This is a genomic window from Curtobacterium sp. Arg-1 (assembly GCF_025643395.1).
GTDB classification, from domain to species: Bacteria; Actinomycetota; Actinomycetes; order Actinomycetales; family Microbacteriaceae; genus Curtobacterium; species Curtobacterium poinsettiae.
In genome coordinates this window covers 3,282,238-3,305,433 of record NZ_CP095731.1, presented here as the reverse complement: position 1 = coordinate 3,305,433, position 23,196 = coordinate 3,282,238, and the positions used below count along the sequence as shown (strand labels likewise).

Below are 23,196 nucleotides of genomic sequence, written 5' to 3'. Positions count from 1 at the left end.
CGCGGGGCTGAACGCTTCGCGTTCTGGCCTTCCGCGGACGGTGAACGGTACCGGAACCCCGCATGACCATCCCTACACTGGCGGCATGGACAACGCGTGGCTCGTGCCACTGTCGATGCTCCTCGGCGGGGTCTTCGGCGCGGGCGTCGTGGTGCTGATCATCACCGCCGAGCGCACGGCACGTGCTGCCGACGTGGCGGAGCGGACCCTGCCGGACGGTGTCGCAGCGGTCATCTCGACGATGCACAACCCGGCGGTCGTCATCGACCCGTCGAACACCGTCGTCGCGGCATCGCCCCAGGCACTCACCGCGGGGCTCGTCGTGCGCCGACGTCTGGTGCACCAGGAGCTGCTCGGCCTGATCGACCGGGTGCGCAAGAGCGGGGAGATGGGGGCGGAGGACCTCGAGCTGCCACGCGGCCGCCACGGGGAGCTCATCGGCTACCTCAGCTTCCGCGCGGCCCAGCTGGGCAACCGGTACGTCCTGCTCACCGCGGACGACCTGACCGAGAGCCGCCGCATCGACGAGGTCCGCCGCGACTTCGTCGCCAACATCTCGCACGAGCTGAAGACCCCGATCGGTGCCATCGGGCTGCTGTCGGAGACGCTCGTGCTCGCCGCCGACGACCCCGCGCACGTCAAGAAGTTCGCCGCGCAGCTCATCACCGAGTCCGAGCGGCTCGGGGCGCTGACGAAGGACATCATCGAGCTGTCCCGCCTGCAGTCGGTCGACGCGCTCGAGAACAGCGAGGAGACCGGCATCGACAAGATCGTGCAGGCCGCCATCGACGGCAACGAGGTCGTCGCCCGCGCCCGGTCGATCGAGATCATCCGCGCCAAGAAGTCGAAGCTGCGGGTGATGGGCGACCCGGGCCTGCTGCAGGTCGCGGTGTCGAACCTCATCGCCAACGCGGTGAAGTACTCGCCGGACGGCACCCGCGTCGGTGTGGGCGTCCGGTCGTCGAAGGGCTTCGTCGAGATCGCCGTCACCGACCAGGGTGTCGGCATCCCCGAGGCCGACCTCGACCGCGTCTTCGAACGGTTCTACCGTGTCGATCCCGCACGGTCGCGCGCCACCGGGGGCACCGGCCTCGGGCTCGCGATCGTCAAGCACGTCGTCAGCAACCACGGTGGTGACGTGCGCGTCTGGTCGCAGTCCGGCAAGGGCTCGACCTTCACCATCCGTCTGCCCGAGGCAGATCCCGAACTGACCACAGCCCTCGAAGAGCAACTGGAAGAGCAGCCATCGTGACCAAGATCCTCATCGTCGACGACGAGCCGGCCCTGAGCGAGCCCCTGGAGTTCCTGCTGCAGCGTGAGGGGTACGAGACCTCCGTCGCTGCCGACGGCGTGACAGCGCTGTCGAAGTTCGACACGGAGAACCCCGACCTGGTGCTCCTCGACCTCATGCTGCCGGGCCTGAGCGGCACCGAGGTGTGCCGGCAGATCCGGACCCGCTCGAACGCGCCGATCATCATGCTGACCGCGAAGGACTCGGAGGTGGACATCGTCGTCGGGCTCGAACTCGGCGCCGACGACTACGTCACGAAGCCGTACTCGACGCGGGAGCTCCTGGCCCGGATCCGTGCGGTGCTCCGACGGCGTACCGAGGACGACCCGGCCGACAGCGGCATCCTGCAGGTCGGCGGCATCCGGATGGACGTCGAGCGCCACACGGTGTCCGTCGACGGGTCCGAGACGCCGATGCCGCTCAAGGAGTTCGAGCTCCTCGAGCTGCTGCTCCGGAACGCCGGCCGCGTGCTGACCCGTGGGCAGCTCATCGACCGGGTGTGGGGGTCCGACTACTTCGGCGACACCAAGACCCTCGACGTGCACATCAAGCGCATCCGCTCGAAGATCGAGCGGGTGCCGTCGACCCCCGAGATCCTGGTGACGGTCCGCGGTCTCGGCTACCGCATCGAGGCCTAGGCCCCGCGACCGGTCACGACTCACCGCGCGTCGTCCTGGGAGTGGTCGCAAGTCGTCGCCTCCGGCGCCTTGCAATGACGGTTCGTGACCACTCGACGAGTGGTCTGCGACGAGTCATGACCGGGCCGCGCGCGAGGGCGCGCGCGACGGCTGGCGACGGCTGGCGACGGCTGGTGTGTGCACCGCACGGACAGGAGGCCCGGTGCCGGTCCCTGGGACCGGCACCGGGCCTCCCGGTCTGCAGTGGTCGAGCGTCGCGTCAGCGCGGACGGACTACTGGCCGTCCGTCGGCGTGGCCGTCGGGGTCGAGGTCGGCAGCGTGACCGTGTCGGTCGGCTCCGGGGTCGGGCTCGGCGCGAGGGTCTGGTACTCCTCCTGCGAGCTGGTCAGCACCGGCACGTTCGCCGAGGTGCCCTCGGCGTCGGGGTAGCTGAAGTAGACCTTGACGAGCGACCCGGGCTTCGCGTCCGCGTTGTCGAACACGATCGGCTCGGCGTCGGCGGCGGTGGTGCCCTGGGTGGTGTCGCCCTCTTGCACGCTCGACTCGGCGTCGCTGCCCGCACCCGCTGCCATGGCGAGGTCGACGTGGCTGTTCGCCGGCACGTCGACGGTCTGGGTGTCGCCGCCGATCTCGATCGAGACGGTGTAGTCGTCCTGGTCGTCGTTGTTCACGAGCGTGCCGATGAAGCGGGCGCTCTCGCCGTCGTCCGAGATCAGCAGGGCGTTCCGCACGTCGACCTTGCCGGTCGAGACGTCCACGCCGTCGGTGATCTGCTTGATGTCGACGGTGTGGGCCGGCGACATGAACTCGCACCCGGTGGCGCCGAGCGCGATGGTTGCCGCAACGGCGACGGACACGAGTACCCGAGGTCGCAAGAGATTCCTCCGTAAGTCACGATGGGGACCGGGCGGTCCCCGCGCCCATCCTAGCGATCACCGGGAGGGGTGAGCGCTGAGGGTCCCCTTACCGGAACGGCCCTTGTGGTAAACTGGAGGTCTGGGAACGGAGCCTGATACATGCAATTCGAGGTCGGCGAGACCGTCGTCTACCCCCATCACGGGGCGGCAACCATCTCTGAAGTCAAGACTCGCGTCATCAAGGGCGAGGAAAAGGTCTACCTGAAGCTGCGGGTGACGCAGGGCGACCTGACGATCGAGGTCCCGGCGGACAACGTCGACCTGGTCGGCGTCCGCGACGTGATCGGCAAGGAAGGGCTCGACAAGGTGTTCGAGGTCCTCCGGGCGCCGTTCACGGAAGAGCCCACGAACTGGTCACGCCGGTACAAGGCGAACCTCGAGAAGCTCGCTTCCGGTGACGTCATCAAGGTGTCCGAGGTCGTCCGCGACCTCTGGCGGCGCGATCAGGACCGCGGGCTCTCCGCGGGTGAGAAGCGGATGCTGGCCAAGGCCCGGCAGATCCTGATCTCCGAGCTCGCGTTGGCCGAGAAGACCGACGAGGACAAGGCATCGACCGTCCTCGACGAGGTCCTGGCCTCCTGAACGCCTGAACGCTGAACCACTGAGCGCGACAGCACGAACGACGACCGCACGGTTCCCCGACGGGGTGGACCGGGCGGTCGTCGTCGTTGCAGCGGGGTCCGGCACCCGGCTCGGCATCGGGACGGCGAAGGCGTTCGTGCCCGTGGCCGGTTCGCTGATGCTCGCGCGGGCACTCGAGCCCCTGTTCGCGTTGCCGTCGCCGACGCTCGTCGTCGTGGTCGCACCGGCGTCGCACCTGGACGAGTGCCGGCAGGTGGTCGGTTCCGTCGCGGGTGCTGCGGTCGCGTACACGGCCGTCGTGGCCGGAGGCGCGGATCGCCACGGTTCGGTCGAGGCCGGCCTGGCCGTGCTGCCGGACTCCGTCACCACGGTGCTCGTGCACGACGCGGCACGGTGCCTGACACCCGCGGCGCAGTTCGCGCGGGTGTTCGACGCCGTCGCCGCCGGGGACGGTGCGGGCGTCGTGCCGGCACTCCCCGTCACGGACACCGTGAAGCGCGTCGACGGTGACGTCGTCGTCGAGACCGTCGACCGTGCCGCACTCGTCGGGGTGCAGACGCCGCAGGGCTTCCCCCTCGCCGCACTCCGGCGGGCGTACGCGGTTTCGTCGCAGTCCGAGACGGACGATGCCGGCGTGTTCCAGGCCGTCGGGGGCACCGTCCGGTTCGTACCGGGTGACGCCGACGCCTTCAAGATCACGACGCCGTGGGACCTCGGCCGGGCCGAGTCGATCGCGCGGGCGCGGTCCGAAGCCGGTGCTGGTGCTGGTGCGGCGGGTGCCGGCCAGGCGGACGCCGTCGTGGTCCGACTCGGGCTCGGGGTGGACGTGCACGCCTTCGACGACGCCTCGCCCTGCCGCGTCGGGCTGCTCGACTTCCCCGGCGAACCCGGGCTCTCCGGCCACAGCGACGGCGACGCGGTGGCGCACGCGGTGTGCGACGCCCTGCTCTCCGCCGGGGGCCTCGGCGACATCGGCGGCCGCTTCGGCACCGCCGACCCGCAGTACGCCGGCGCCACGGGCGACGTCTTCGTCCGCGGCGCGGTCACGCTGCTCGCCGACGCGGGGCTCGTGCCGGTGTCGGTCACCGTGCAGGTCATCGGCAACCGGCCGCGCATCGGTCGTCGCCGTGACGAGATGCAGGACGCCCTGTCCGCCGTGGTCGGCGCACCCGTGGCGGTGTCCGGCACCACGACGGACGGACTCGGGTTCACCGGCCGCGGTGAGGGGCTCGCCGCGATCGCCACCGCGCTCGTGCGTCCCTCCTGAAACCGCGGCCCCGCGCCGATTAGGGTTGAGGCGTGACCGTTCGCCTCTACGACTCCCGCGCCGCAGCCGTCGTCGACCTCGTGCCCCTGGTCGACGGACACGTGAGCGTCTACGTCTGTGGGCCGACGGTGCAGTCGTCGCCGCACATCGGGCACCTGCGGTCCGCGCTGGTCTACGACATCTGGCGCCGGTGGCTCACCCACCGCGGGTACCGGGTGACCCTGGTGCGCAACGTCACCGACATCGACGACAAGGTCCTCGACCTGGCTGCCGGCACGGACGAGGCGTGGTTCGCACGCGCCTACCGGGTCGAGCTCGAGTTCACCGCCGCGTACAACGCCCTCGGCATCCTGCCCCCGACCTACGAGCCGCGGGCCACGGCGAGCGTGCCGCAGATGCACGAGATCATCCAGCGTCTCATCGACCGCGGGCACGCCTACGCCGCCGACGACGGCTCGGGCGACGTCTACTTCGACACCGGCAGCTGGGCCGACTACGGGGTGCTCACCCGGCAGCGGCGCGAGGACATGGTCGAGGCTGCCGACGCCGATCCGCGTGGCAAGCGCGACGCCCGTGACTTCGCGCTCTGGAAGGGTGCGAAGCCCGGCGAACCGTCGACCGCCAACTGGGACTCCCCGTGGGGCGCCGGCCGTCCGGGCTGGCACATCGAGTGCTCGGCGATGTCACGTCGGTACCTCGGCCCCGCGTTCGACATCCACGGCGGCGGGCTCGACCTGCGCTTCCCGCACCACGAGAACGAGCTCGCGCAGTCCACGGCCGCCGGGGACCCGTTCGCGTCGTACTGGCTGCACAACGGCCTGGTGACGGTCGAGGGGCAGAAGATGTCGAAGTCGCTCGGCAACTCGATCTTCGCCGCGGACTTCATCGGATCTGCTCGTCCCGCGGTCGTCCGGTACTTCCTCGGCGCCGCCCACTACCGCTCGTCGATCGACCACCACGAGGGCTCCCTGGCCGAGGCCGAGGCGGCGTACGACCGCATCGCCGGGTTCCTGGAGCGCGCCGAGCCCCGGCTCGAGGGCGTCCACCTCACCGATGCCCCATCCGTGCCCGAGGCCTTCGCCGCGGCCATGGACGACGACCTCTCCGTGCCCCAGGCCCTGGCCGTGCTGCACGAAACCGTGCGCACCGGCAACGCCGCCCTGGACGCCGACGATGCGGAAACGCTCGGGACCGCGTACCATCAGGTGGCTGCGATGGTGGAGGTGCTCGGCATCGACCCGCGAGCCGCCCACTGGTCGGGCGGCGGCCACGACACCTCGGCAGGCCCGCTCGCCGCCCTCGTCGAACGCCTCGTGCAGGAGCGCGCGGACGCCAGGGCAGCACGGGACTTCACCGCGGCCGACCGCGTGCGCGACGACCTCGCCGACGCGGGCATCACGATCGAGGACACGCCGTCCGGAACACGCTGGAGCATCGCCTGAACACGGCAGTGCCGAACAGGAGCTACGCATGAAGAACGTCTCGGGAAGCAAGAAGGGTCGGCCCGGCGCCGTCCGCGCCGGTCGCAAGGGCAACAAGCAAGTCGGTTCCGGCGGACAGGGCGCGCAGGCGCTCGAGGGCCGCAAGCCGACCCCGAAGGCCGAGGACCGCCCGTACCACCCCGCGGGCAAGCGCAAGGCCGCGAAGGACCGCTTCGAGGCGGCCAAGGGTCGGCACGGTTCCTCGAGCACCCCGCAGGGTCGCACCGGCCGTCCGCCGGCACGCAAGACCGACGACTCCGAGCTGGTGACCGGGCGCAACTCGGTGCTCGAGGCGCTGCGCACGAAGACCCCGTCGTCGACGCTCTACATCGCGTCGCGCATCGAGGTCGACGACCGTGTGAAGGAGATCCTCGCGCTCGCGAACCACCGTGGCGTGCCGATCATCGAGCTCATGCGTCCCGAGCTCGACCGCATCACCGGACACGACAGCGTGCACCAGGGCGTCGCCCTCAAGGTGCCGGCGTACCAGTACGCCGTGTCCGAGGACATCGTCGAGCAGGCGTTCTCGCGCGACCAGGTCCCGCTGCTCGTCGCCCTCGACGGCATCACGGACCCCCGCAACCTCGGTGCGATCATCCGCTCGACCGCGGCCTTCGGTGGACACGGCGTCATCGTGCCGCAGCGTCGCTCGGTCGGTGTGACGGCGTCGGCGTGGAAGACCTCGGCCGGTGCCGCGGCCCGCACCCCCGTCGCGATGGCCCCGAACCTGACGCAGACCCTGAAGTCGCTCAAGTCGATGGGCCTGTTCGTCCTGGGCCTCGACGGCGACGGTGACGTGGAGCTCGACGGCCTCGAGCTCGCCGACCGCCCGATCGTGATCGTCGTCGGTTCCGAGGGCAAGGGCCTGTCGCGCCTGGTCACCGAGACCTGCGATGCCATCGTGTCGATCCCGATCTCGAGCGCCACCGAGTCCCTGAACGCCGGCATCGCCGCGAGCGTCACCCTGTGGGAGGTCGCGCGGCGCCGCCGCACCGCGTAGCCCCGGCGCTTCGTCCGCAGCAACGGTCGCCTCCCCTCGTGGGAGGCGGCCGTTCCTGCGTGCGGCGCCGACCGGGGCAGGCCCGACGGGTCAGGACACGTCGGATGATGCCCGCCGTGTGGTCACGACTCGTCGCTGCGCGACGCCGCAGGCGACGGTTCGTGACCTGCCGGCGTGCACCTGGCGGGGTGTCGTGACCGCTCGACGTCCAACGGCACCACCGGCGGTGCAGGTGACGGTCTGGAGGGCCGGCACCGGTCTCCGGGACGCACGCCGGGCCTCCAGGCGGTCGCGTTCTCGAACCCCGAGCGGCCGCGACCCGTCGGCGGGTGTCGGCCGTGTGGTCATGAGTCGTCGCTGCGCGACGCCGCCAGCGACGGTCTGTGACCAGTCGGCACCCACCCGGCGGGGCGTCGTGACCGACCGGGGACCGCGTCAGACGGTGGCGCGCCAGTCGTCCACGTCGTCGGACTCATCGGCGGCATCGTCGTCGAGCACCGGGATCGGCACGGTGATCGACGAGGTCGGCGGGTTGATGAGCAGGCGCTCGTCGCGACGGTGGCGGAGCACGTCGTTGATGTACGCGGTCGTGGCCTCGGGCAGGGAGACGGAACGCTCCTCCTGCTGGGACATGAACCAGCGGTGCTCGAGCAGCTCGTGGAACACCTCGGCGGGTTCGAGCCGACCGCGCAGGTCACGGGGGATCGACCGGACGACGGGCTCGAAGACCCGTGAGACCCACTCGTGCGCCACCATCTCCTCGTCGAGTTCGTCACGGCCGTTGCGGGCACGGTACGAGTCGAGGTCGTTGAGCAGGCGCCGGGCCTGGTTCTCGCCGGCGTCGAGCCCGGTGAGCCGCAGCAGTCGGCGCTGGTGGTGCCCGGCGTCGACGACCTTCGGCTGGATCCGGACCTGCGAGCCGCCCTCGGTCGTGTGGATCGACAGTTCTTCGATGTCGAAGCCGAGCTCGTTCAGGCGCTCCACGCGGTCGTTGATGCGCCAGCGTTCCTTGATGTCGAACTGCTCGGTGCCGGTGAGCTCGGTCCAGAGCGTGCGGTACTGGGCGACGATGCGGTTCGAGACGTCCACGGGGTCGGCGTTCTCGTCGAGCCGTCCGCCGGCCTCCAGGTCGAGGAGCTCGCCGGCGATGTTCACGCGGGCGACCTCGAGGTCGTTCTCGCGCTGGCCGTTCGACAGCCCGCCGGGGTAGAGCTTGCCGGTCTCCGCGTCGACCAGGTACGCGGCGAAGGCGCCGGCGTCGCGACGGAACAGCGTGTTCGACAGGGACACGTCGCCCCAGTAGAAGCCGATGACGTGCAGGCGGACGAGCAGCAGCGCGAGGGCGTCGACCAGACGGGTGGCGGTCTCCGGGCGCAGCGTCTGCGAGTAGAGCGCACGGTAGGGCAGCGAGAACCGCAGGTGACGGGTCACGAGCACGGGGTGCAGTGGTTCACCGTCGGCATCGGCGCGGTTCGTGATGACCGCGACCGGGTCCACGCACGGCACGTCCATGCGCTGCAGGGTCCGGAGCATCTCGTACTCGGACCGGGCGACCTCTTCGCCGGTCTCCTTCACCGCGGCGACGTACCCGCTCAGGTGCACGAACCGCACGAGGTGCCGAGAGATGCCCTTCGGCAGCGCGACGATCGCGTCGTCGGGCCAGTCGGCGAGCGGCAGGTCCCACGGCAGGTCGAGCAGGCCGGGGTCGACGGTGGCGGCGGTGATGGACATCGAGTCGGGCACGGTGGTTCCTCTGGTGTCGGGGACAGCCGAGAGCCCGCGTCCGGCCTGGTGAGGCGGGCGCGGGCTCTCGGGGGAGTGCGCTGGTTACGCGCTGACGACGGCCTTGTCGTCGAGGCGGTCGCCCGACTCGGTGTCGAAGGCGTGCACGTGGCCCTGCTTCGGCGTGATGACGATCGTGTCACCGATCGACGGGTGCGCACGACCGTCGACGCGGGCGACGATGTCGGCGCGCTGGCCGTTCACGTCGGCGTGACCGTAGAGGTAGCCGTCGGCGCCGAGCTCCTCGACGACGTCGACCGTGACGGGCAGGCCCTCGCCGGACTGCGACACGACGACGTCCTCGGGGCGGATGCCGACCGTGATCTGTGCGGCACGGGCGTTCGACAGGGTGTCGCGGTCGATCGCGTGGTTGAGCGTGCCGAACTTGATGCCGCCCTCGATGACGTCGGCGGGCAGCAGGTTCATGGCCGGCGAACCGATGAAGCCGGCGACGAACACGTTGTTCGGCTTCTCGTACAGGTCGCGCGGGGTGCCGACCTGCTGCAGGATGCCGTCCTTGAGCACCGCGATGCGGTCACCCATCGTCAGTGCCTCGGTCTGGTCGTGCGTGACGTAGACCGTGGTGACGCCGAGACGACGCTGCAGCGACGCGATCTGCGTGCGGGTCTGGACGCGGAGCTTGGCGTCGAGGTTCGACAGCGGCTCGTCCATGAGGAACACCTGCGGCTGACGGACGATCGCACGGCCCATCGCGACGCGCTGACGCTGACCACCGGAGAGCGCCTTCGGCTTGCGGCCGAGGTAGTCCTCGAGGTCGAGGAGCTTGGCGGCTTCTTGCACGCGGGTGGCGCGCTCTTCCTTGCCGACGCCGGCGATCTTGAGCGCGAAGCCCATGTTCTCGGCGACGGTCATGTGCGGGTACAGCGCGTAGTTCTGGAACACCATCGCGATGTCGCGGTCCTTCGGCGGGACGTCCGTGACGTCGCGGTCGCCGATGCGGATCTGACCGGAGTTGACCTCTTCGAGGCCGGCCAGCATGCGGAGCGAGGTGGACTTGCCGCAGCCCGAGGGGCCGACGAGGACGAGGAACTCGCCGTCGGCGACGTCCAGGTCGAGGGAGTCGACCGCGGGACGGTTGCCTCCGGGGTAGAGACGGGTTGCCTTGTCATAGGTGACGGACGCCATGAGCGTTCGGTCCTTCCTTCACCGGCAGGTACGTGCCGGACGATCCGAGTGAAGCGGTGTGCCCGTACGGGCCCCGGACAGTCGTCGTCGACTGTCGAGCTTCATACAACACGAGTTCACCCGGGTGCGCCAGTGTTTTCCCCCTTGGTCGGCTGCTTCCCAGAGCGCCCCACTACAATCGCCGGGTCCGTCCGCCGAGCAGGGGAACGCCGAGCGGACACCGATCAGGAGGACGACGCACCGATGAACAACCGCCCCGAGGGTGCTGCCCGCGCCGCGCGGAACGAGCGCCGTGAAGCCGCCCGCCAGCGAGCCCAGCGTGCCCGGACCCAGCAGAAGCGACGCCAGCGCGGTGTCCGGCTCGGACTGCAGATCGGGCTCGGGGTCGTGCTCCTCGCCGCCGCGACGATCGTCACGCTCGTCCTCGTCGACTCCGTGAAGCCCGCCGGGCCCGGACCGTCGACGATGTCGCAGGGCGGCATCACGATCGGACAGGACCTGAAGCCGGTCACCGCGTCCGCATCCGGATCGGCCTCTGCCGCCCCGAGCAACGCCGAGACCGACGGTGCCGGGACCGTCCGGATCACCCTGTACGTCGACTACCTCTGCCCCGGCTGCGGCCAGTTCGAGCGGGCCAACGGTGACTACATCAAGGACCTGGTCGACTCCGGGGCGGCCACGGTCGACATCCACCCCGTCGCGATCCTGTCGAACCGCTCGCAGGGCACGAAGTACTCGCTCCGCGCCGCGAACGCCGCTGCCTGCGTCGCCGAGCACTCGCCGAACCAGTTCTACGCGGTCAACCAGGCGCTCTTCGCGAAGCAGCCGGACGAGGGCACGGCGGGCCTGACGGACGCGGAGCTCACCGACGTCGTCACGGGTGTGCAGGGACTCCAGGAGCGCAGCGCCGTCCGGAGCTGCATCACCGACCAGGACTACGCCAAGTGGGTGGACGAGCAGACGTCGAAGGTGTCCGACGGCACCATCCCCGGGTCGACGCTCAAGGAGTTCCCGGGCACGCCGCTCGTGCTCGTGAACGGCCAGCGGTACGAACTGACCTCGCCGGTCACGAACGACGACTTCCGCACCTTCGTGGTGACGGCCGCCGGGACGACCGACGCGACCCCGACGCCCACGCCGAGCGCGACCCCGACGCCCACGCCGACCAAGCGCTGACGTCCGACCAAGCGCTGACGTCCGGACGAGCGCTGACGCGCTGACCACGGACGGGAGGCCCGGTGCCAGCTGGCACCGGGCCTGACGTCCGCAACGGCGCGGCTACAGGGCCGAACCCGGGATGCTCAGGGTGTCGCAGTGCGTCGCACCCTGCTGGTAGCCCCGCAGGAACCAGCGCTGCCGCTGCTCGCTCGACCCGTGCGTGAACGAGTCCGGGTCGACGCGGCCGGTCGCACGCTCCTGGATGCTGTCGTCGCCCACCGCACTCGCCGCCGACAGGGCGTCCGTGATCTGTGTCCGGGTGATCGGCTCGAAGAAGGTCTCGCCGTCCGCGTCCTCGGTGGTCGCGGCGTCGCCGACCCAGGCTCCGGCGTAGCAGTCCGCCTGCAGCTCGACGCGGACGCTGTCCGACGACGCCCCCGTGCCGGAGCGGTCGGTGCTCGCGAAGGACCCCTGCAGCTGCTGGATGTGGTGCCCCCACTCGTGCGCGACGACGTACATCTGCGCGAGCGGACCGCCTGACGAGCCGTACTGCGACTGCAGGTCGTCGTAGAACGCGGTGTCCAGGAAGACCGCCCGGTCCGGCGGGCAGTAGAACGGGCCGGTCGCGGCGGACGCCTGCCCGCACGCGGTGTCGGTGGAGTCCTGGAACAGGAAGAACTCCGGCGAGGTGTACGAGATGCCGAGGGATCGTGCCTCGGACGTCCAGTAGGCGTCGAGGGACTCGGCTGCGCCCTCCATCCGGCACTCGACGCGCAGGTTGGCATCCCGCCCGGTCCGGCACTCGGGGGCGGCGTCGGCGGACTCGCCCCCCTGCTGGATCGTCGTCAGGCCGTTGTCGCCGCCGACGATCCCGCTCAGGTCGACCCCCGTGAACTGCAGGATCAGGAACACCACGACGGCGCCGACACCCACGGCACCACCGCCGATCGCCGTGGTGCGACCCCGCCGCTTGACCTTGCCGCCCCGGAGCCGAGCATCGTCGTTGAACGTCATGGCCCCGAACCTACCGATCAGCGGCCCCGCGTACCGTCGGCGGCGTCGGCCACCCCGACACCTGACGTACACCTGTCGTACAACCGGAAGGAACCGCACGATGGCCACTCCCATCAGCACCGTGATGAGCCCCGCTCGCTACGTCCAGGGCAAGGACGCGATCACCCGCGTCGGCGAGTTCATCGCCCCGATCGGCAAGCGGCCCCTGATCGTCGCCGACGACGTGGTCTGGGGCATCGTCGAGACCGCCGTCACCGAGAGCTTCCGGTCCGCCGACCTGGCCGTCGAGCGTGTCGGGTTCGGCCGCTTCGCCACCCCCGAAGCCGTCGACGAGCTCGTCGAGCAGATCGCCGCGAAGGACGCCGACGTCATCGTGGGACTCGGCGGCGGCTCCGCCATCGACGCCGCGAAGGCCGCCGGACACCTGGCCGGCATCCGGTGGGCGAGCGTCCCGACGGCCGCGTCCACCGACGCCCCCACCTCGGCGCTCGCCGTCATCTACACCGCCGAGGGCGAGTTCATCGAGTACCGCTTCTTCCCGCACAACCCGGACCTCGTGCTCATCGACACCAGGCTCGTCGCCAACGCCCCGGTGCAGTTCCTGGTCGCGGGCATCGGCGACGCGCTGGCGACCTGGGTCGAGGCCCGTGCCGCGAAGCGTGCCAACGCCGACACCATGGCCGGCGGCCTGCAGACCCAGACCGGCGTCGCGCTGGCCGAACTGTCGTGGAGGCTCCTGCACGAGAACGCCCTGCAGGCCATCGAGGCCGTCACGGCCAAGGTCGTCACCCCCGCGCTCGAGAAGGTCGTCGAGGCGAACACGCTGCTGTCCGGCCTGGGGTTCGAGTCGGGCGGGCTCGCCGCCGCCCACGCGATCCACAACGGGCTGACCGCCGCTCCGCAGGCCCACGGCCTGGCGCACGGGCAGAAGGTCAACATCGGCACGATCGCGCAGCTCGTGCTCGAGGGGGCCCCGGCGGAGGAGATCGAGGACTTCGTCGTCTTCACCACGAAGGTCGGCCTGCCGAACACCCTGACCGAGATCGGCCTGACGGTGGACGACCGCGACGTGCTGCACGCCGTGGCCGAGGCCGCGACGGCGGAGGGCGAGACCATCCACAACATGCCGTTCCCCGTCACGCCGGAGCTCGTGGTCGACGCCCTGGTCGCGATCGAGGGCATCGCGCGCAGCATCCGCGCCGAGCACGGTCTGCCGGAGCCCGTGCTGTACGAGCACCACTGACCCCGGCGCGGGATCAGGTGCGGATCAGCGGTTCCATCGTCGCCAGGTCCGCACCGATCCCGACGTCGACGAGTTCGATCCGACCCGCGAGGGTGGCGGCGGGTCCGGTCAGCAGTCCGGCCTTCACGCCGCCGAACGTGACGGTGACGTCGGCGTGCAGGACGTGGTCGTCCGCGACGCCGCCGGTGTCCACGTCGACGCCGCTCGGCACGTCGACCGCGACGACGAACGGCGCGCGCTGGTCGCGGGCGAGCTCGCGGATCGCGTCCACGACCTCGCGGGCGGGGGACCGCAGTGCGGTCGCGCCGTGCACCCCGATGCCGAGGATGCCGTCGAGCACCAGGTCGGCCTCGAGTGCCGCCTCGGTCGCGACGGCGGCCAGGCGCTCGCCGTCGCTCCGGCCGGCTGCCCGCAGGATGTCGGCCGCTCCGCCCGCGTTCGGTCCCGAGGTGCCGGACGCGCCGTCGAGCAGACGGGCGCCGGCGTCCAGCGCCGCTGCCAGGCCGGCCGCGTGGACACGGGAGCCGACGCGCAGGACCGCCACGTGCCTCCCGGCCGCTGCCAGGCGAGCACCCGCGAACAGGGCGTCCCCGCCGTTGTCGCCGCTGCCCGCCAGCACGAGGACCGATCCCGGCCCGTCGACCGGCCGCACGGCCGGGTCGTCCAGCAGGTCGCCGACGATGCGCGCGAGCCCTGCGGCGGCTCGCTGCATGAGCGGTTCCCCCGCGTCGAGGTGGGGGCGTTCCGCCGCCCGGATCTGATCGCCGCCGTAGCCGTCCATGGCGACCACACTGCCCCGATACGCTGGAGAGGACATGTCACTCGTCCCCGAAGCGCCCCGCCCCCGGTTCGTGATGTCGCCCGACGGGCTGCGACTCGCGACCTACGACTTCGGCGACCCCGACGCCCCGGCCGTCATCGCGGTGCACGGGTTCGCCTCCGGCGCGGTGCTCAACTGGCACGCATCGGGCTGGACGCGACACCTGGTCCGTGCCGGCTACCGCGTGCTGGCGCTCGACCAGCGGGGGCACGGCGCGAGCGCGAAGCCGCACGACCCGGGTGCCTACTCGATGGACCTGCTCGTCGCCGACGTCACCACGGTCATCGACACGTACCTGCTCGACGACGTCGCGTACCTCGGCTACTCGCTCGGCGCCCGCGTCGGCTGGCACACCGCCGAACGCCTGCCCGGCCGGATCTCGCGAGCGGTCTTCGGCGGGATCCCGGACGCCGACCCGATGCGTCGCGTCCGCGTCGACCAGGCGAAGGCCTACATCGCCGACGGCACCCCGATCGAGGACCGCGTGACGAACGGCTACCTGACGATGGCGGGCAACGTCGAGGGCAACGACCTCGGCGCGCTCGTGGCCATGGTCGAGGGGATGCGGAACAGCATCGAGCCGACCCCGCAGAACGCCCCGGCGCAGCCGCTCCTGATCGCGGCCGGCAGCGAGGACGGCATCCGCGACAGTGCGGTCCGGCTCGCCGAGGCCGCACCGGACGCCACCTTCTTCGAGATCCCGGGGCGCAACCACTTCAACGCACCGACCTCGCGGCCGTTCCGCGAAGCGGCGCTGCGGTTCCTGTCCGCCCCGCGCTGAGGGGTACTCGTGGGTCCCCTCGGTCGGACCCCACCGGGCGTACCGTCCCCGCCATGGACTACAGACTCCTCGGCAACAGCGGGACATCGGTGTCGACGCTGACCCTCGGCACCATGACGTTCGGCAGCGAAGCCGACGAACCCACCTCACACGCCATCCTCGACGCCTTCGTGGCCGCCGGTGGCACGCTCGTCGACACGGCGGACGTCTACTCCGGCAACGAGTCCGAGCGGATCATCGGCCGCTGGCTCGCAGCACACCCCACCGAGGCGGCGCAGGTCGTCCTCGCCACCAAGGGCCGGTTCCCGCAGGGCGACGGTCCGAACGACCTCGGGCTGTCCCGACGACACCTGCGCGTGGCCCTCGACGCCTCGCTCGAACGGCTCGGCGTCGACCACATCGACCTGTACCAGATGCACGCCTGGGACGCCCTGACCCCCATCGACGAGACCCTGCGGTTCCTCGACGACGCCGTGTCCGCCGGCAAGATCGGCTCGTACGGGTTCTCGAACTACCTCGGCTACCAGGTCACCAAGGCCGTCTACGAGGCGAAGGCGCACGGCTGGGCACCGCCGGTCACCCTGCAGCCGCAGTACAACCTGCTCGTCCGCGACATCGAGCACGAGGTCGTGCCCGCCTGCCTCGACGCCGGCATCGGCCTGCTGCCCTGGTCGCCCCTGGCCGGCGGCTGGCTGTCGGGCAAGTACCAGCGTGACGAGGCCCCGTCCGGCGCCACCCGCCTGGGCGAGAACCCGGAGCGCGGCATGGAGGCGTGGGAGGCCCGCAACGGCGACGAGCGCACATGGGAGGTGCTCGACGCCGTCTCCGAGGTGGCCGACGCCCACGACGCGTCGAAGTCGCAGGTCGCACTCGCCTGGCTGCTGGCCCGGCCCGCGGTCACGAGCGTGATCCTCGGTGTCCGCACCCTGTCGCAGCTCGAGGACAACCTCGGTGCCGCCGACCTGGTGCTCACCGACGACGAGCTCGCCCGGCTGACCGACGCCAGCGCTCCCCGCATCGACGACTACCCCTACGGCACGGCCGGCGTCGCGCAGCGGGAACGGAAGATCACCGGCGGGCGCTGAGCGGACAGGACCCGTGCGCGTTCGTGCACATCGTGCGGATTTCCGCGGATGTGGGGTCAGGGTGTGGACGCGCGGGTCGGTGAGGTGTCATCCTCGTCGCACGACCGGCTGGTTACCGCGTCCAGCGCCCGGAACGCCCCCTGATCCGCGTTCCGTGTGCCGATGCCCCGGGCGAGACTTCGCCCGGGGCATCGCTTCGTCTGGGGCCGGCAGCGGGACTTGAACCCGCAACCCCCGTATTACAAGTACGGTGCGCTACCAATTGCGCCATGCCGGCTGACGCCGCTCATCCTACCGGTGAGGGCGTCCGGGGCTCACTCGCCCGACTTCTCCGAGAAGTTCAGCGAGATCGAGTTCATGCAGTACCGGTCACCGGTGGGGGTGCCGAACCCGTCGGGGAACACGTGGCCCAGGTGCGAACCGCAGCTCGCGCACCGGACCTCGGTCCGGGCCATGCCGAGCGAGTTGTCCTCGATGAGCTGCACGGCGTCGGGGTTCACCGACTCGTAGAACGACGGCCAGCCGCAGCCGGAGTCGAACTTCGTGCCGCTCTTGAACAGCTCCGCGTTGCAGGCCGCACAGGTGTAGACGCCGGCGCGCTCCTCGTCGAGGAGTTCACCGGTCCACGGTCGTTCGGTCCCCGCCTGGCGGAGGACGGCGTACTGGTCCGGGGAGAGCTCCTCGCGCCACTGGGCGTCGGACTTGTCGACGTTGTATGCCATTGGTTCCTCCTGCTTCCGGTCGGGCTCTTCCGGGCACTCCCGACCACTTCAGTAAACTCGCCACGATGTCCGAGCATTCCGTGCACCACGCCCGCTGGACCCGTCTGACGACGGACGCACTGTACGGCATCGTCGTGCTGCGCAACCGCGTGTTCGCGCTCGAGCAGCGGGTCACCGCCGAGGACTTCGACGGCCGTGACCGCGAGCCCGACACCGAGCACTGGTGGTTCGGTACGGACACCGCTGCGGTTGGGTACCTGCGGCTCATCCGCCCGGCGGCGGACGAGGTCCACCCGGACGGCGCCGAGTCGCCGGCGTGGGTCATCGGGCGGGTCGCGACCGACCCGGAGCACCGCGGGCAGGGGATCGCCGGCCGGCTCGTCGCCGCCGTCCTCGACGAACACGGACACGACCCGTTCGTCCTGCACGCCCAGGAGTACGTCGCGGCCCTGTACGAGCGGTACGGCTTCGTGCGGTTCGGGGAGCCGTACGTGGAGGCCGGCATCCGCCACGTCGGCATGCACCGGCCTGGGCGCTGATGGGCACCCGGGCCCGGTACGCCGCCTTCGCCGACCGCATCGAGGCGGTCTCACCGTCGTACGCCGCCTGGGCACGGTCGCTCGACGACGCCCTCGTCGCGCTCCTCGCCGAGGTCCCCGAGCAGCAGCGGCAGCCGGAACTGTTCTTCGCGGTCGCGCGGCGGCTGGGCGCGGACCCGTCGGACCCGGGTGCGCTCGGCGCGCTCGGCCTGGAGGCCCGCCCCGCGCTGGTCACGGCCCTCGCGTCCGCCACGGTGCAGGCCAACGACCCGCGGCGGCTCGCCCCGGTCGTCCCGCTCTTCGCGGCGCTCGCCGAACGCTCCGCTCGGCCGCTCGGCCTGGTCGATGCCGGGGCTGCCGCCGGGCTGTGCTCGATCCCGGACCGGGTGACGCTCGACCACCGGACGTCGGAGTCCCGGGTGCCGGCGGAACGCGCCCCGGTGCCGTCGTCGCGCCCCGACTCCTCGGGGCGCGACGACCACGGCGGGGCGCGCACCGAGCTCGTCCGGATGCACACGGCGGTCTACGAACCCGCGGTCCGTCTCGTCGCGGACGTCTCAGGGGTCCTTCCAGCTCCGGCGAGCAGGCCGATCCGGATCGGCGCACGGATCGCCCTCGACCCGAACCCGATCGACCTCGCCGCACCGGGCGCGTTCAACCGGTTGGTCGAGGCCGTCCCGCCCGAGGCGACGGACCGGATCGCCCTGATGCGCGAGGCGGCGCGCGCGACGCTCGCCGTGCCTCCCGTGCGGATCCGGGGCACGCTGCCGGGTGACCTCGACCGTGCACTGGACGCCCTGCCGGACGACGTCGAACCGGTCGTCCTGACCACCGGGACCCTTGTCTACGTGCCGGGCGCGGACCGGCAACGGTTCGTGGACCGGATCCGTGAGCGGGGGGTGCACTGGATCGCCCTCGAGCGCACCGGGATCCTGCGCGATGTGGCCGCGACGCTCCCCGATGACGTCGACGCCGCTGACCCGGACGCGTTCGCGACGGCCGCGATCGACGGGGTCGCGGTCGCCGCCTCCGACCCGTTCGGTACCCGCGTGCGCTGGTTCCGTGCGCCGAACCTGTGACCAGTGTTCGCGACAGTCCAGCCCCGTGCCAGGGTCCGGATCGACTCCACCCCTACGATGTGCGAGACCCGTTACCCGACCGTGATCGGAACCGCCGTGACCAGCCCCACCGACGAACGCAGCACTGAGCAGCTCAGCGAGCTCGCCCAGCGCGTGCTGTCGTTCGAGCAGGACCGGGCACGGCACGACCGCACGAAGGAAGCGGAGATCCGGGTCGAGTTCGAGATGTCGGCGGCGCGCTACTACCAGGTGCTGAACCGCGTGATCGACTCGCCCGCGGCACTCGCGTACGACCCGCAGCTCGTCAGCCGGCTGCAGCGGCTCCGGCACGCGCGCACCAGCGCCCGGGCCACGCGCAGCTTCGTCGCGCCAGGCGTGGCTCCCGAAGGACGTGAAGAGGAACGATGAGCACGAGATTCCCCCGAGACCGGTTCGACGACGTCGCCGACGGCCCGCGGGTCGGTGCGCACCGCGGTGCCCAGCGTCGCGGCCGTGGCTGGATCGCCTTCGCCTGGGCGGCACTCGCCACCGGGGTGCTCGTCGGCATCGGCGTGCTCGTGCTCGCGCTGCTGAACGGCAGCTACTCCTTCAACAGCTCGGACTCTCCGTCGGCGTCCACGTCGGCGTCCGCCACCGCGAAGCCCTCGGCGACGTCGAAGCCGTCCGCGTCCTCGTCGGCCGGATCGGGCTCCGCGGGGTCCGGCGCGGGCAGTGCTGCGGCCGCGACGCCGGCGCAGCAGGGCACCACCACCGTCGTGGTCCTGAACGGCACGACCACCACGGGCCTGGCCAGCCGGGCGAGTGCGGCGCTGACCGGTGCCGGCTGGCAGGTCTCCTCGACCGGTGACGCCGGCACGACGGGTTCGACGTCGACGATCGTCTATTATCAGCAGGCGTCGCAGGCGGCGGTCGCGCAGGGCATCGCGAAGCAGCTCGGGGTCACCGCGGTGCAGCAGTCGGCGGCGTTCCCGAACGCGGACGTGAGTGTCGTCCTCGGCGCGGACTACACCGGTTGATCCCGGCACCACCGCGTTTTTCGCGCATTGTGTGACGGGTGTGTTTCGGGCACGTTGAATTCTGACGGAATCGACGTGAAACAACGTCACACCTCTTGCCTGATCCGGCGCGTTCGGTCAGAGTCCCATGCAGACGACGATCACGTCGTTCCGCACTGCAGTACCAGGGAGCAAGAGATCATGGCCAACGGAACCGTGAAGTGGTTCAACGCTGAAAAGGGCTTCGGCTTCATCACCGTGGATGGAGGGGGCCAGGACGTGTTCGTGCACTACTCGGCCATCGACATGTCGGGTTACAAGGTCCTCGAGGAGGGCCAGGCCGTCGTGTTCGACGTCGGGACCGGGTCGAAGGGCCCGCAGGCAGAGTCCGTCCGCCCCGCCTGAGCACCACCACTTCCAGAACGCGCCGTCCCGTCAGGGGCGGCGCGTTCGTCGTGTGGGGGGGGGGTGAGGACGGGTGCGGGGAGCGCGACCGCGGCGGTGGTGCGGGGTCCGCCGGACGTGGCGTGTCCTGGGAAGTCGTCACGAGCCTCCCGACTGTGTTGCACTCGCACCCGTCGAGTGCCAGAATCGGCGTTGGCACTCGCTCACGCTGAGTGCCAGCACGACCCCCAAGACGACGTCCGGGAGGGACGAAAAACCACATGGCTAAGATCATTGCTTTCGACGAGGAGGCCCGCCGTGGCCTCGAGCGCGGCCTGAACCAGCTGGCCGACGCCGTGAAGGTGACGCTCGGCCCGCGCGGCCGCAACGTCGTCCTCGAGAAGAAGTGGGGCGCCCCCACGATCACGAACGACGGTGTCTCCATCGCCAAGGAGATCGAACTCGACGACCCGTACGAGAAGATCGGTGCGGAGCTCGTCAAGGAGGTCGCCAAGAAGACCGACGACGTCGCCGGTGACGGAACGACCACCGCGACCGTCCTCGCCCAGGCCCTCGTCCGCGAAGGCCTGCGCAACGTCGCCGCCGGTGCCGACCCCGTGTCGCTCAAGCGCGGCATCGAGAAGGCCGTCGCCGCCGTCTCCGACCAGCTCCTCGCCAACGCGAAGGACATCGAGACCAAGGACCAGATCGCCGCGACCGCATCGATCTCGGCCGCTGACCCGACGATCGGCGCGCTCATCGCCGAGGCCATCGACAAGGTCGGCAAGGAAGGCGTCGTCACCGTCGAGGAGTCGAACACCTTCGGCACCGAGCTCGAGCTCACCGAGGGCATGCGCTTCGACAAGGGTTACCTGTCGCAGTACTTCGTCACCGACCCCGAGCGTCAGGAAGCCGTCTTCGAGGACGCCTACATCCTGATCGTCAACTCGAAGATCTCGAACATCAAGGACCTCCTGCCGGTCGTCGACAAGGTGATCCAGGCGGGCAAGCAGCTCCTGATCATCGCCGAGGACGTCGACGGCGAGGCCCTGGCCACGCTCGTCGTGAACAAGATCCGCGGCATCTTCAAGTCCGTCGCCGTCAAGGCTCCGGGCTTCGGCGACCGCCGCAAGGCCATGCTGCAGGACATCGCGATCCTGACCGGTGGCCAGGTCATCTCGGAAGAGGTCGGCCTCAAGCTCGAGAACGCGACGCTCGACCTGCTCGGTCGTGCCCGCAAGGTCGTCATCACCAAGGACGAGACCACGATCGTCGAGGGTGCCGGCGACGCCGAGCAGATCGCCGGCCGTGTCCGCCAGATCCGTGCCGAGATCGAGGCGACCGACTCCGACTACGACCGCGAGAAGCTCCAGGAGCGCCTCGCGAAGCTCGCCGGTGGCGTCGCCGTCATCAAGGCGGGTGCCGCGACCGAGGTCGAGCTCAAGGAGCGCAAGCACCGCATCGAGGACGCCGTCCGCAACGCGAAGGCTGCCGTCGAAGAGGGCATCGTCGCCGGTGGTGGCGTCGCCCTCATCCAGGCCGGTGCCGTCGCACTCGAGGCCCTCCAGCTCGAGGGTGACGAGGCGACCGGTGCGAACATCGTCCGCGTGGCCATCGACGCGCCGCTCAAGCAGATCGCGCTGAACGCCGGTCTCGAGCCGGGCGTCGTCGCCGCCAAGGTCCGCGAGCTCGAGTCGGGTTGGGGCCTCAACGCCGCGACCGGCGAGTACGTCGACCTGATCGCCGCCGGCATCATCGACCCCGCCAAGGTCACGCGTTCGGCGCTGCAGAACGCTGCGTCGATCGCCGGTCTGTTCCTGACCACCGAGGTCGTCGTCGCCGAGAAGCCCGAGCGCACCCCCGCTGCTCCGGCTGGCGACCCGACGGGTGGCATGGACTTCTAAGTCCGCCTGACAGAAGGGCCCCGCACGCTGCGCGTGTGGGGCCCTTCTGTGTGTGCGGGTGGGTGGGGGTGCGAGTGGGTCTGTTGGTCACGACACCCCGCTCAGGCTCGCGGCGCGGTCATGAACCGTCGGTTTGGCCGCTTCCCGTCGACACTTCGTGACCGTCCGGCGGCGCAGGAGCGGGGAGTCATGACCGGCTCGTGGATGCGGCTTGCTCGTGTCGCGCCTCACCACTCCCGCACAGGAGGCCCGACTCACCTCGTTCTCCACAGGTTCCGAGCGCAGGTGGTCGGCTCGCGTGCCCTGCAGCGACCATGACGGCATGCCAGCTGCCCGTCGCCTCCCCGCTCCGTTCGACCGATCCACCTTCCGCGTGGCCGATGCCGTGGGTGGTGGCATTCATCCGGAACGACTCCGACGTGCCGACCTGGCAGCCCCGGTCCACGGTGTCCGCGCTCCGATCGACTCGGTGGACTTCATCGACGCCGTCGCCCTGGTCATGCGTCCCGACCAGTTCTTCAGTCACACGACCGCCGCTGCGATCTGGGGTGCGCCACTGCCGCAGTCGGTGCAATCGCTCCGGACCGTGCACGTCTCCACTGTGGGAGACGGGGTCCGGATGCGTCGGCCGGACGTGATCGCGCACCGCATCCGTCGGCCGACCGTCGTCGAACACCGCGAGCGCCGGGTCAGTTCGCCCGCGCAGATGTGGTTCGAGTGCGCCGGTGTCGTGGACCGTGACGGCCTGGTCGCGATCGGGGACCACCTCGTCGGAGTGTCGGGTCTCGCGACTGCGGACGACCTCCGTGCTGCGATCCGTCCCGGCACACGCTTCGCGCTCGCTGCTCGGCGCGCGCTGGAACTCGTCCGGGCCGGGGCGGAGTCGCCGCAGGAGACCTGGCTCCGTCTGGCAGTGGTCGAAGCGGGGTTCCCCGAGCCGGAGCTGAACGTCGACGTGCACGACGGTGCGGGACGGTTCCTCGGCCGCGTCGACATGGCGTGGCCGGAGTTCGGCATCGCGTTGGAGTACGACGGCGATCACCACCGCGAGCGTGACACCTTCCGACACGATCAACGACGGGACAACGGGTTCGTGGTGAACGACTGGCTCGTGATCCATGCAACGGCGTCGGACGCCCACCGGCCCGCAGTGTTGTTCGAGCGGCTCCGGCAGGCGTTCGAGGTCCGTGCGGTCGGAAACCGTCGGCGCTCGGCGTGAGAGCGGCATGTGCCACGCGGACGAGTACTTCGTCGGGCGGTCACGACATGTCGTCGGCTGTGCGCCGGTCGGTCACGAACTGTCGGTCAGCGAGTGCGCAGACGACAGATCGTGACCACTCGGCGGCCGTGAACGGGGTGTTGTGACC

The 23,196-nt window shown here is 70.7% G+C and carries 23 protein-coding genes and 1 tRNA gene; 17 read left to right on the top strand and 7 right to left on the bottom strand.

Annotated elements, in window-relative coordinates:
* Positions 1–85 precede the first annotated feature (85 nt).
* Both MXD64_RS15850 and MXD64_RS15845 read left to right on the top strand, forming a co-directional pair.
* Entirely contained in the window at positions 86–1,252 is a 1,167-nt protein-coding gene (locus MXD64_RS15850) for a sensor histidine kinase (RefSeq protein ID WP_017888069.1), read from the top strand.
* On the top strand, positions 1,249–1,929 hold the full coding sequence (locus MXD64_RS15845) for a response regulator transcription factor (protein ID WP_017888068.1): 681 nt from the start codon (positions 1,249–1,251) through the stop codon (positions 1,927–1,929). The genes MXD64_RS15850 and MXD64_RS15845 overlap by 4 nt, the downstream gene beginning before the upstream one ends.
* Positions 1,930–2,202: 273 nt before the next feature.
* Here the strand turns inward: MXD64_RS15845 and MXD64_RS15840 are convergent, their stop codons facing one another.
* Entirely contained in the window at positions 2,203–2,805 is a 603-nt protein-coding gene (locus tag MXD64_RS15840) for a hypothetical protein (RefSeq protein WP_140448501.1), read from the bottom strand.
* Positions 2,806–2,946: 141 nt separating this feature from the next.
* On the opposite strand from MXD64_RS15840, the gene MXD64_RS15835 reads away from it, so the two are divergent.
* Genes MXD64_RS15835 through rlmB form a run of 4 tightly spaced genes read left to right on the top strand, consistent with a single transcriptional unit; the run spans position 2,947 to position 7,177 of the window.
* Entirely contained in the window at positions 2,947–3,429 is a 483-nt protein-coding gene (locus MXD64_RS15835) for a CarD family transcriptional regulator (protein ID WP_017888066.1), read from the top strand.
* Positions 3,430–3,433: 4 nt separating this feature from the next.
* Positions 3,434–4,696 carry a 2-C-methyl-D-erythritol 4-phosphate cytidylyltransferase gene (gene ispD, locus MXD64_RS15830; RefSeq protein ID WP_411512261.1) on the top strand — a complete coding sequence of 421 codons (1,263 nt, stop codon included), beginning with the start codon at positions 3,434–3,436 and terminating at the stop codon, positions 4,694–4,696.
* 32 nt (positions 4,697–4,728) lie between these two features.
* Complete coding sequence (cysS, locus tag MXD64_RS15825; RefSeq protein ID WP_263136777.1) at positions 4,729–6,138, top strand: cysteine--tRNA ligase; 1,410 nt, start codon at positions 4,729–4,731, stop codon at positions 6,136–6,138.
* A 28-nt stretch (positions 6,139–6,166) separates the two neighbouring features.
* On the top strand, positions 6,167–7,177 hold the full coding sequence (rlmB, locus tag MXD64_RS15820) for a 23S rRNA (guanosine(2251)-2'-O)-methyltransferase RlmB (protein ID WP_017888063.1): 1,011 nt from the start codon (positions 6,167–6,169) through the stop codon (positions 7,175–7,177).
* Positions 7,178–7,612: 435 nt separating this feature from the next.
* Here the strand turns inward: rlmB and MXD64_RS15815 are convergent, their stop codons facing one another.
* Both MXD64_RS15815 and MXD64_RS15810 read right to left on the bottom strand, forming a co-directional pair.
* The gene (locus MXD64_RS15815; RefSeq protein WP_017888062.1) at positions 7,613–8,920 is read right to left on the bottom strand and encodes a DUF4032 domain-containing protein; all 1,308 of its coding nucleotides are present in this window, start codon (positions 8,918–8,920) and stop codon (positions 7,613–7,615) included.
* 84 nt (positions 8,921–9,004) lie between these two features.
* Positions 9,005–10,105 carry an ABC transporter ATP-binding protein gene (locus tag MXD64_RS15810; protein ID WP_017888061.1) on the bottom strand — a complete coding sequence of 367 codons (1,101 nt, stop codon included), beginning with the start codon at positions 10,103–10,105 and terminating at the stop codon, positions 9,005–9,007.
* Positions 10,106–10,348: 243 nt separating this feature from the next.
* Here MXD64_RS15810 and MXD64_RS15805 point away from each other — a divergent pair, with 243 nt between their 5' ends.
* Positions 10,349–11,281, top strand: a complete 933-nt coding sequence (locus MXD64_RS15805; RefSeq protein ID WP_017888060.1) for a DsbA family protein — start codon at positions 10,349–10,351, stop codon at positions 11,279–11,281.
* 102 nt (positions 11,282–11,383) lie between these two features.
* On the opposite strand, the gene ypfJ is transcribed toward MXD64_RS15805, so the two are convergent.
* Positions 11,384–12,277 carry a KPN_02809 family neutral zinc metallopeptidase gene (gene ypfJ, locus MXD64_RS15800; RefSeq protein ID WP_017888059.1) on the bottom strand — a complete coding sequence of 298 codons (894 nt, stop codon included), beginning with the start codon at positions 12,275–12,277 and terminating at the stop codon, positions 11,384–11,386.
* A gap of 100 nt (positions 12,278–12,377) precedes the next feature.
* Between ypfJ and MXD64_RS15795 the strand changes: the two genes are divergently transcribed.
* Entirely contained in the window at positions 12,378–13,520 is a 1,143-nt protein-coding gene (locus MXD64_RS15795; RefSeq protein ID WP_263136776.1) for a glycerol dehydrogenase, read from the top strand.
* Positions 13,521–13,533: 13 nt separating this feature from the next.
* On the opposite strand, the gene MXD64_RS15790 is transcribed toward MXD64_RS15795, so the two are convergent.
* Positions 13,534–14,337 (bottom strand): NAD(P)H-hydrate epimerase, encoded by an 804-nt coding sequence (locus tag MXD64_RS15790; protein WP_031260218.1) that lies wholly within the window; start codon positions 14,335–14,337, stop codon positions 13,534–13,536.
* Here MXD64_RS15790 and MXD64_RS15785 point away from each other — a divergent pair.
* Together MXD64_RS15785 and MXD64_RS15780 are read left to right on the top strand one after the other, a co-directional pair.
* Complete coding sequence (locus MXD64_RS15785) at positions 14,336–15,121, top strand: alpha/beta fold hydrolase (RefSeq protein ID WP_042539307.1); 786 nt, start codon at positions 14,336–14,338, stop codon at positions 15,119–15,121. The two genes, MXD64_RS15790 and MXD64_RS15785, sit on opposite strands and share 2 nt — an antisense overlap.
* Before the next feature lie 53 nt (positions 15,122–15,174).
* Positions 15,175–16,206 carry an aldo/keto reductase gene (locus tag MXD64_RS15780; RefSeq protein ID WP_056071789.1) on the top strand — a complete coding sequence of 344 codons (1,032 nt, stop codon included), beginning with the start codon at positions 15,175–15,177 and terminating at the stop codon, positions 16,204–16,206.
* Positions 16,207–16,407: 201 nt separating this feature from the next.
* Here MXD64_RS15780 and MXD64_RS15775 read toward each other — a convergent pair.
* A tRNA-Thr gene (locus tag MXD64_RS15775) sits at positions 16,408–16,483 on the bottom strand.
* A 37-nt stretch (positions 16,484–16,520) separates the two neighbouring features.
* Entirely contained in the window at positions 16,521–16,928 is a 408-nt protein-coding gene (msrB, locus tag MXD64_RS15770; RefSeq protein WP_017888054.1) for a peptide-methionine (R)-S-oxide reductase MsrB, read from the bottom strand.
* Positions 16,929–16,993: 65 nt separating this feature from the next.
* Here msrB and MXD64_RS15765 point away from each other — a divergent pair, with 65 nt between their 5' ends.
* The 7 genes from MXD64_RS15765 (at position 16,994) to MXD64_RS15735 (ending at position 23,048) form a co-directional block, all read left to right on the top strand.
* The gene (locus MXD64_RS15765) at positions 16,994–17,467 is read left to right on the top strand and encodes a GNAT family N-acetyltransferase (protein WP_214518646.1); all 474 of its coding nucleotides are present in this window, start codon (positions 16,994–16,996) and stop codon (positions 17,465–17,467) included.
* Positions 17,467–18,546, top strand: coding sequence for a DUF2332 domain-containing protein (locus MXD64_RS15760; protein ID WP_263136775.1), 1,080 nt, complete (start codon positions 17,467–17,469; stop codon positions 18,544–18,546). The genes MXD64_RS15765 and MXD64_RS15760 overlap by 1 nt, the downstream gene beginning before the upstream one ends.
* Before the next feature lie 96 nt (positions 18,547–18,642).
* On the top strand, positions 18,643–18,954 hold the full coding sequence (locus MXD64_RS15755) for a DUF3263 domain-containing protein (RefSeq protein WP_231564081.1): 312 nt from the start codon (positions 18,643–18,645) through the stop codon (positions 18,952–18,954).
* Positions 18,951–19,562: a LytR C-terminal domain-containing protein gene (locus MXD64_RS15750; RefSeq protein ID WP_263136774.1), complete on the top strand. Its 612-nt coding sequence runs from the start codon at positions 18,951–18,953 to the stop codon at positions 19,560–19,562. Before MXD64_RS15755 ends, MXD64_RS15750 begins: the two co-directional genes overlap by 4 nt.
* A gap of 180 nt (positions 19,563–19,742) precedes the next feature.
* Positions 19,743–19,946 carry a cold-shock protein gene (locus MXD64_RS15745; protein ID WP_017888049.1) on the top strand — a complete coding sequence of 68 codons (204 nt, stop codon included), beginning with the start codon at positions 19,743–19,745 and terminating at the stop codon, positions 19,944–19,946.
* Positions 19,947–20,206: 260 nt separating this feature from the next.
* Positions 20,207–21,829: a chaperonin GroEL gene (gene groL / locus MXD64_RS15740; protein WP_056071779.1), complete on the top strand. Its 1,623-nt coding sequence runs from the start codon at positions 20,207–20,209 to the stop codon at positions 21,827–21,829.
* 322 nt (positions 21,830–22,151) lie between these two features.
* Complete coding sequence (locus tag MXD64_RS15735; protein WP_152427318.1) at positions 22,152–23,048, top strand: hypothetical protein; 897 nt, start codon at positions 22,152–22,154, stop codon at positions 23,046–23,048.
* Positions 23,049–23,196: the final 148 nt, after the last annotated feature.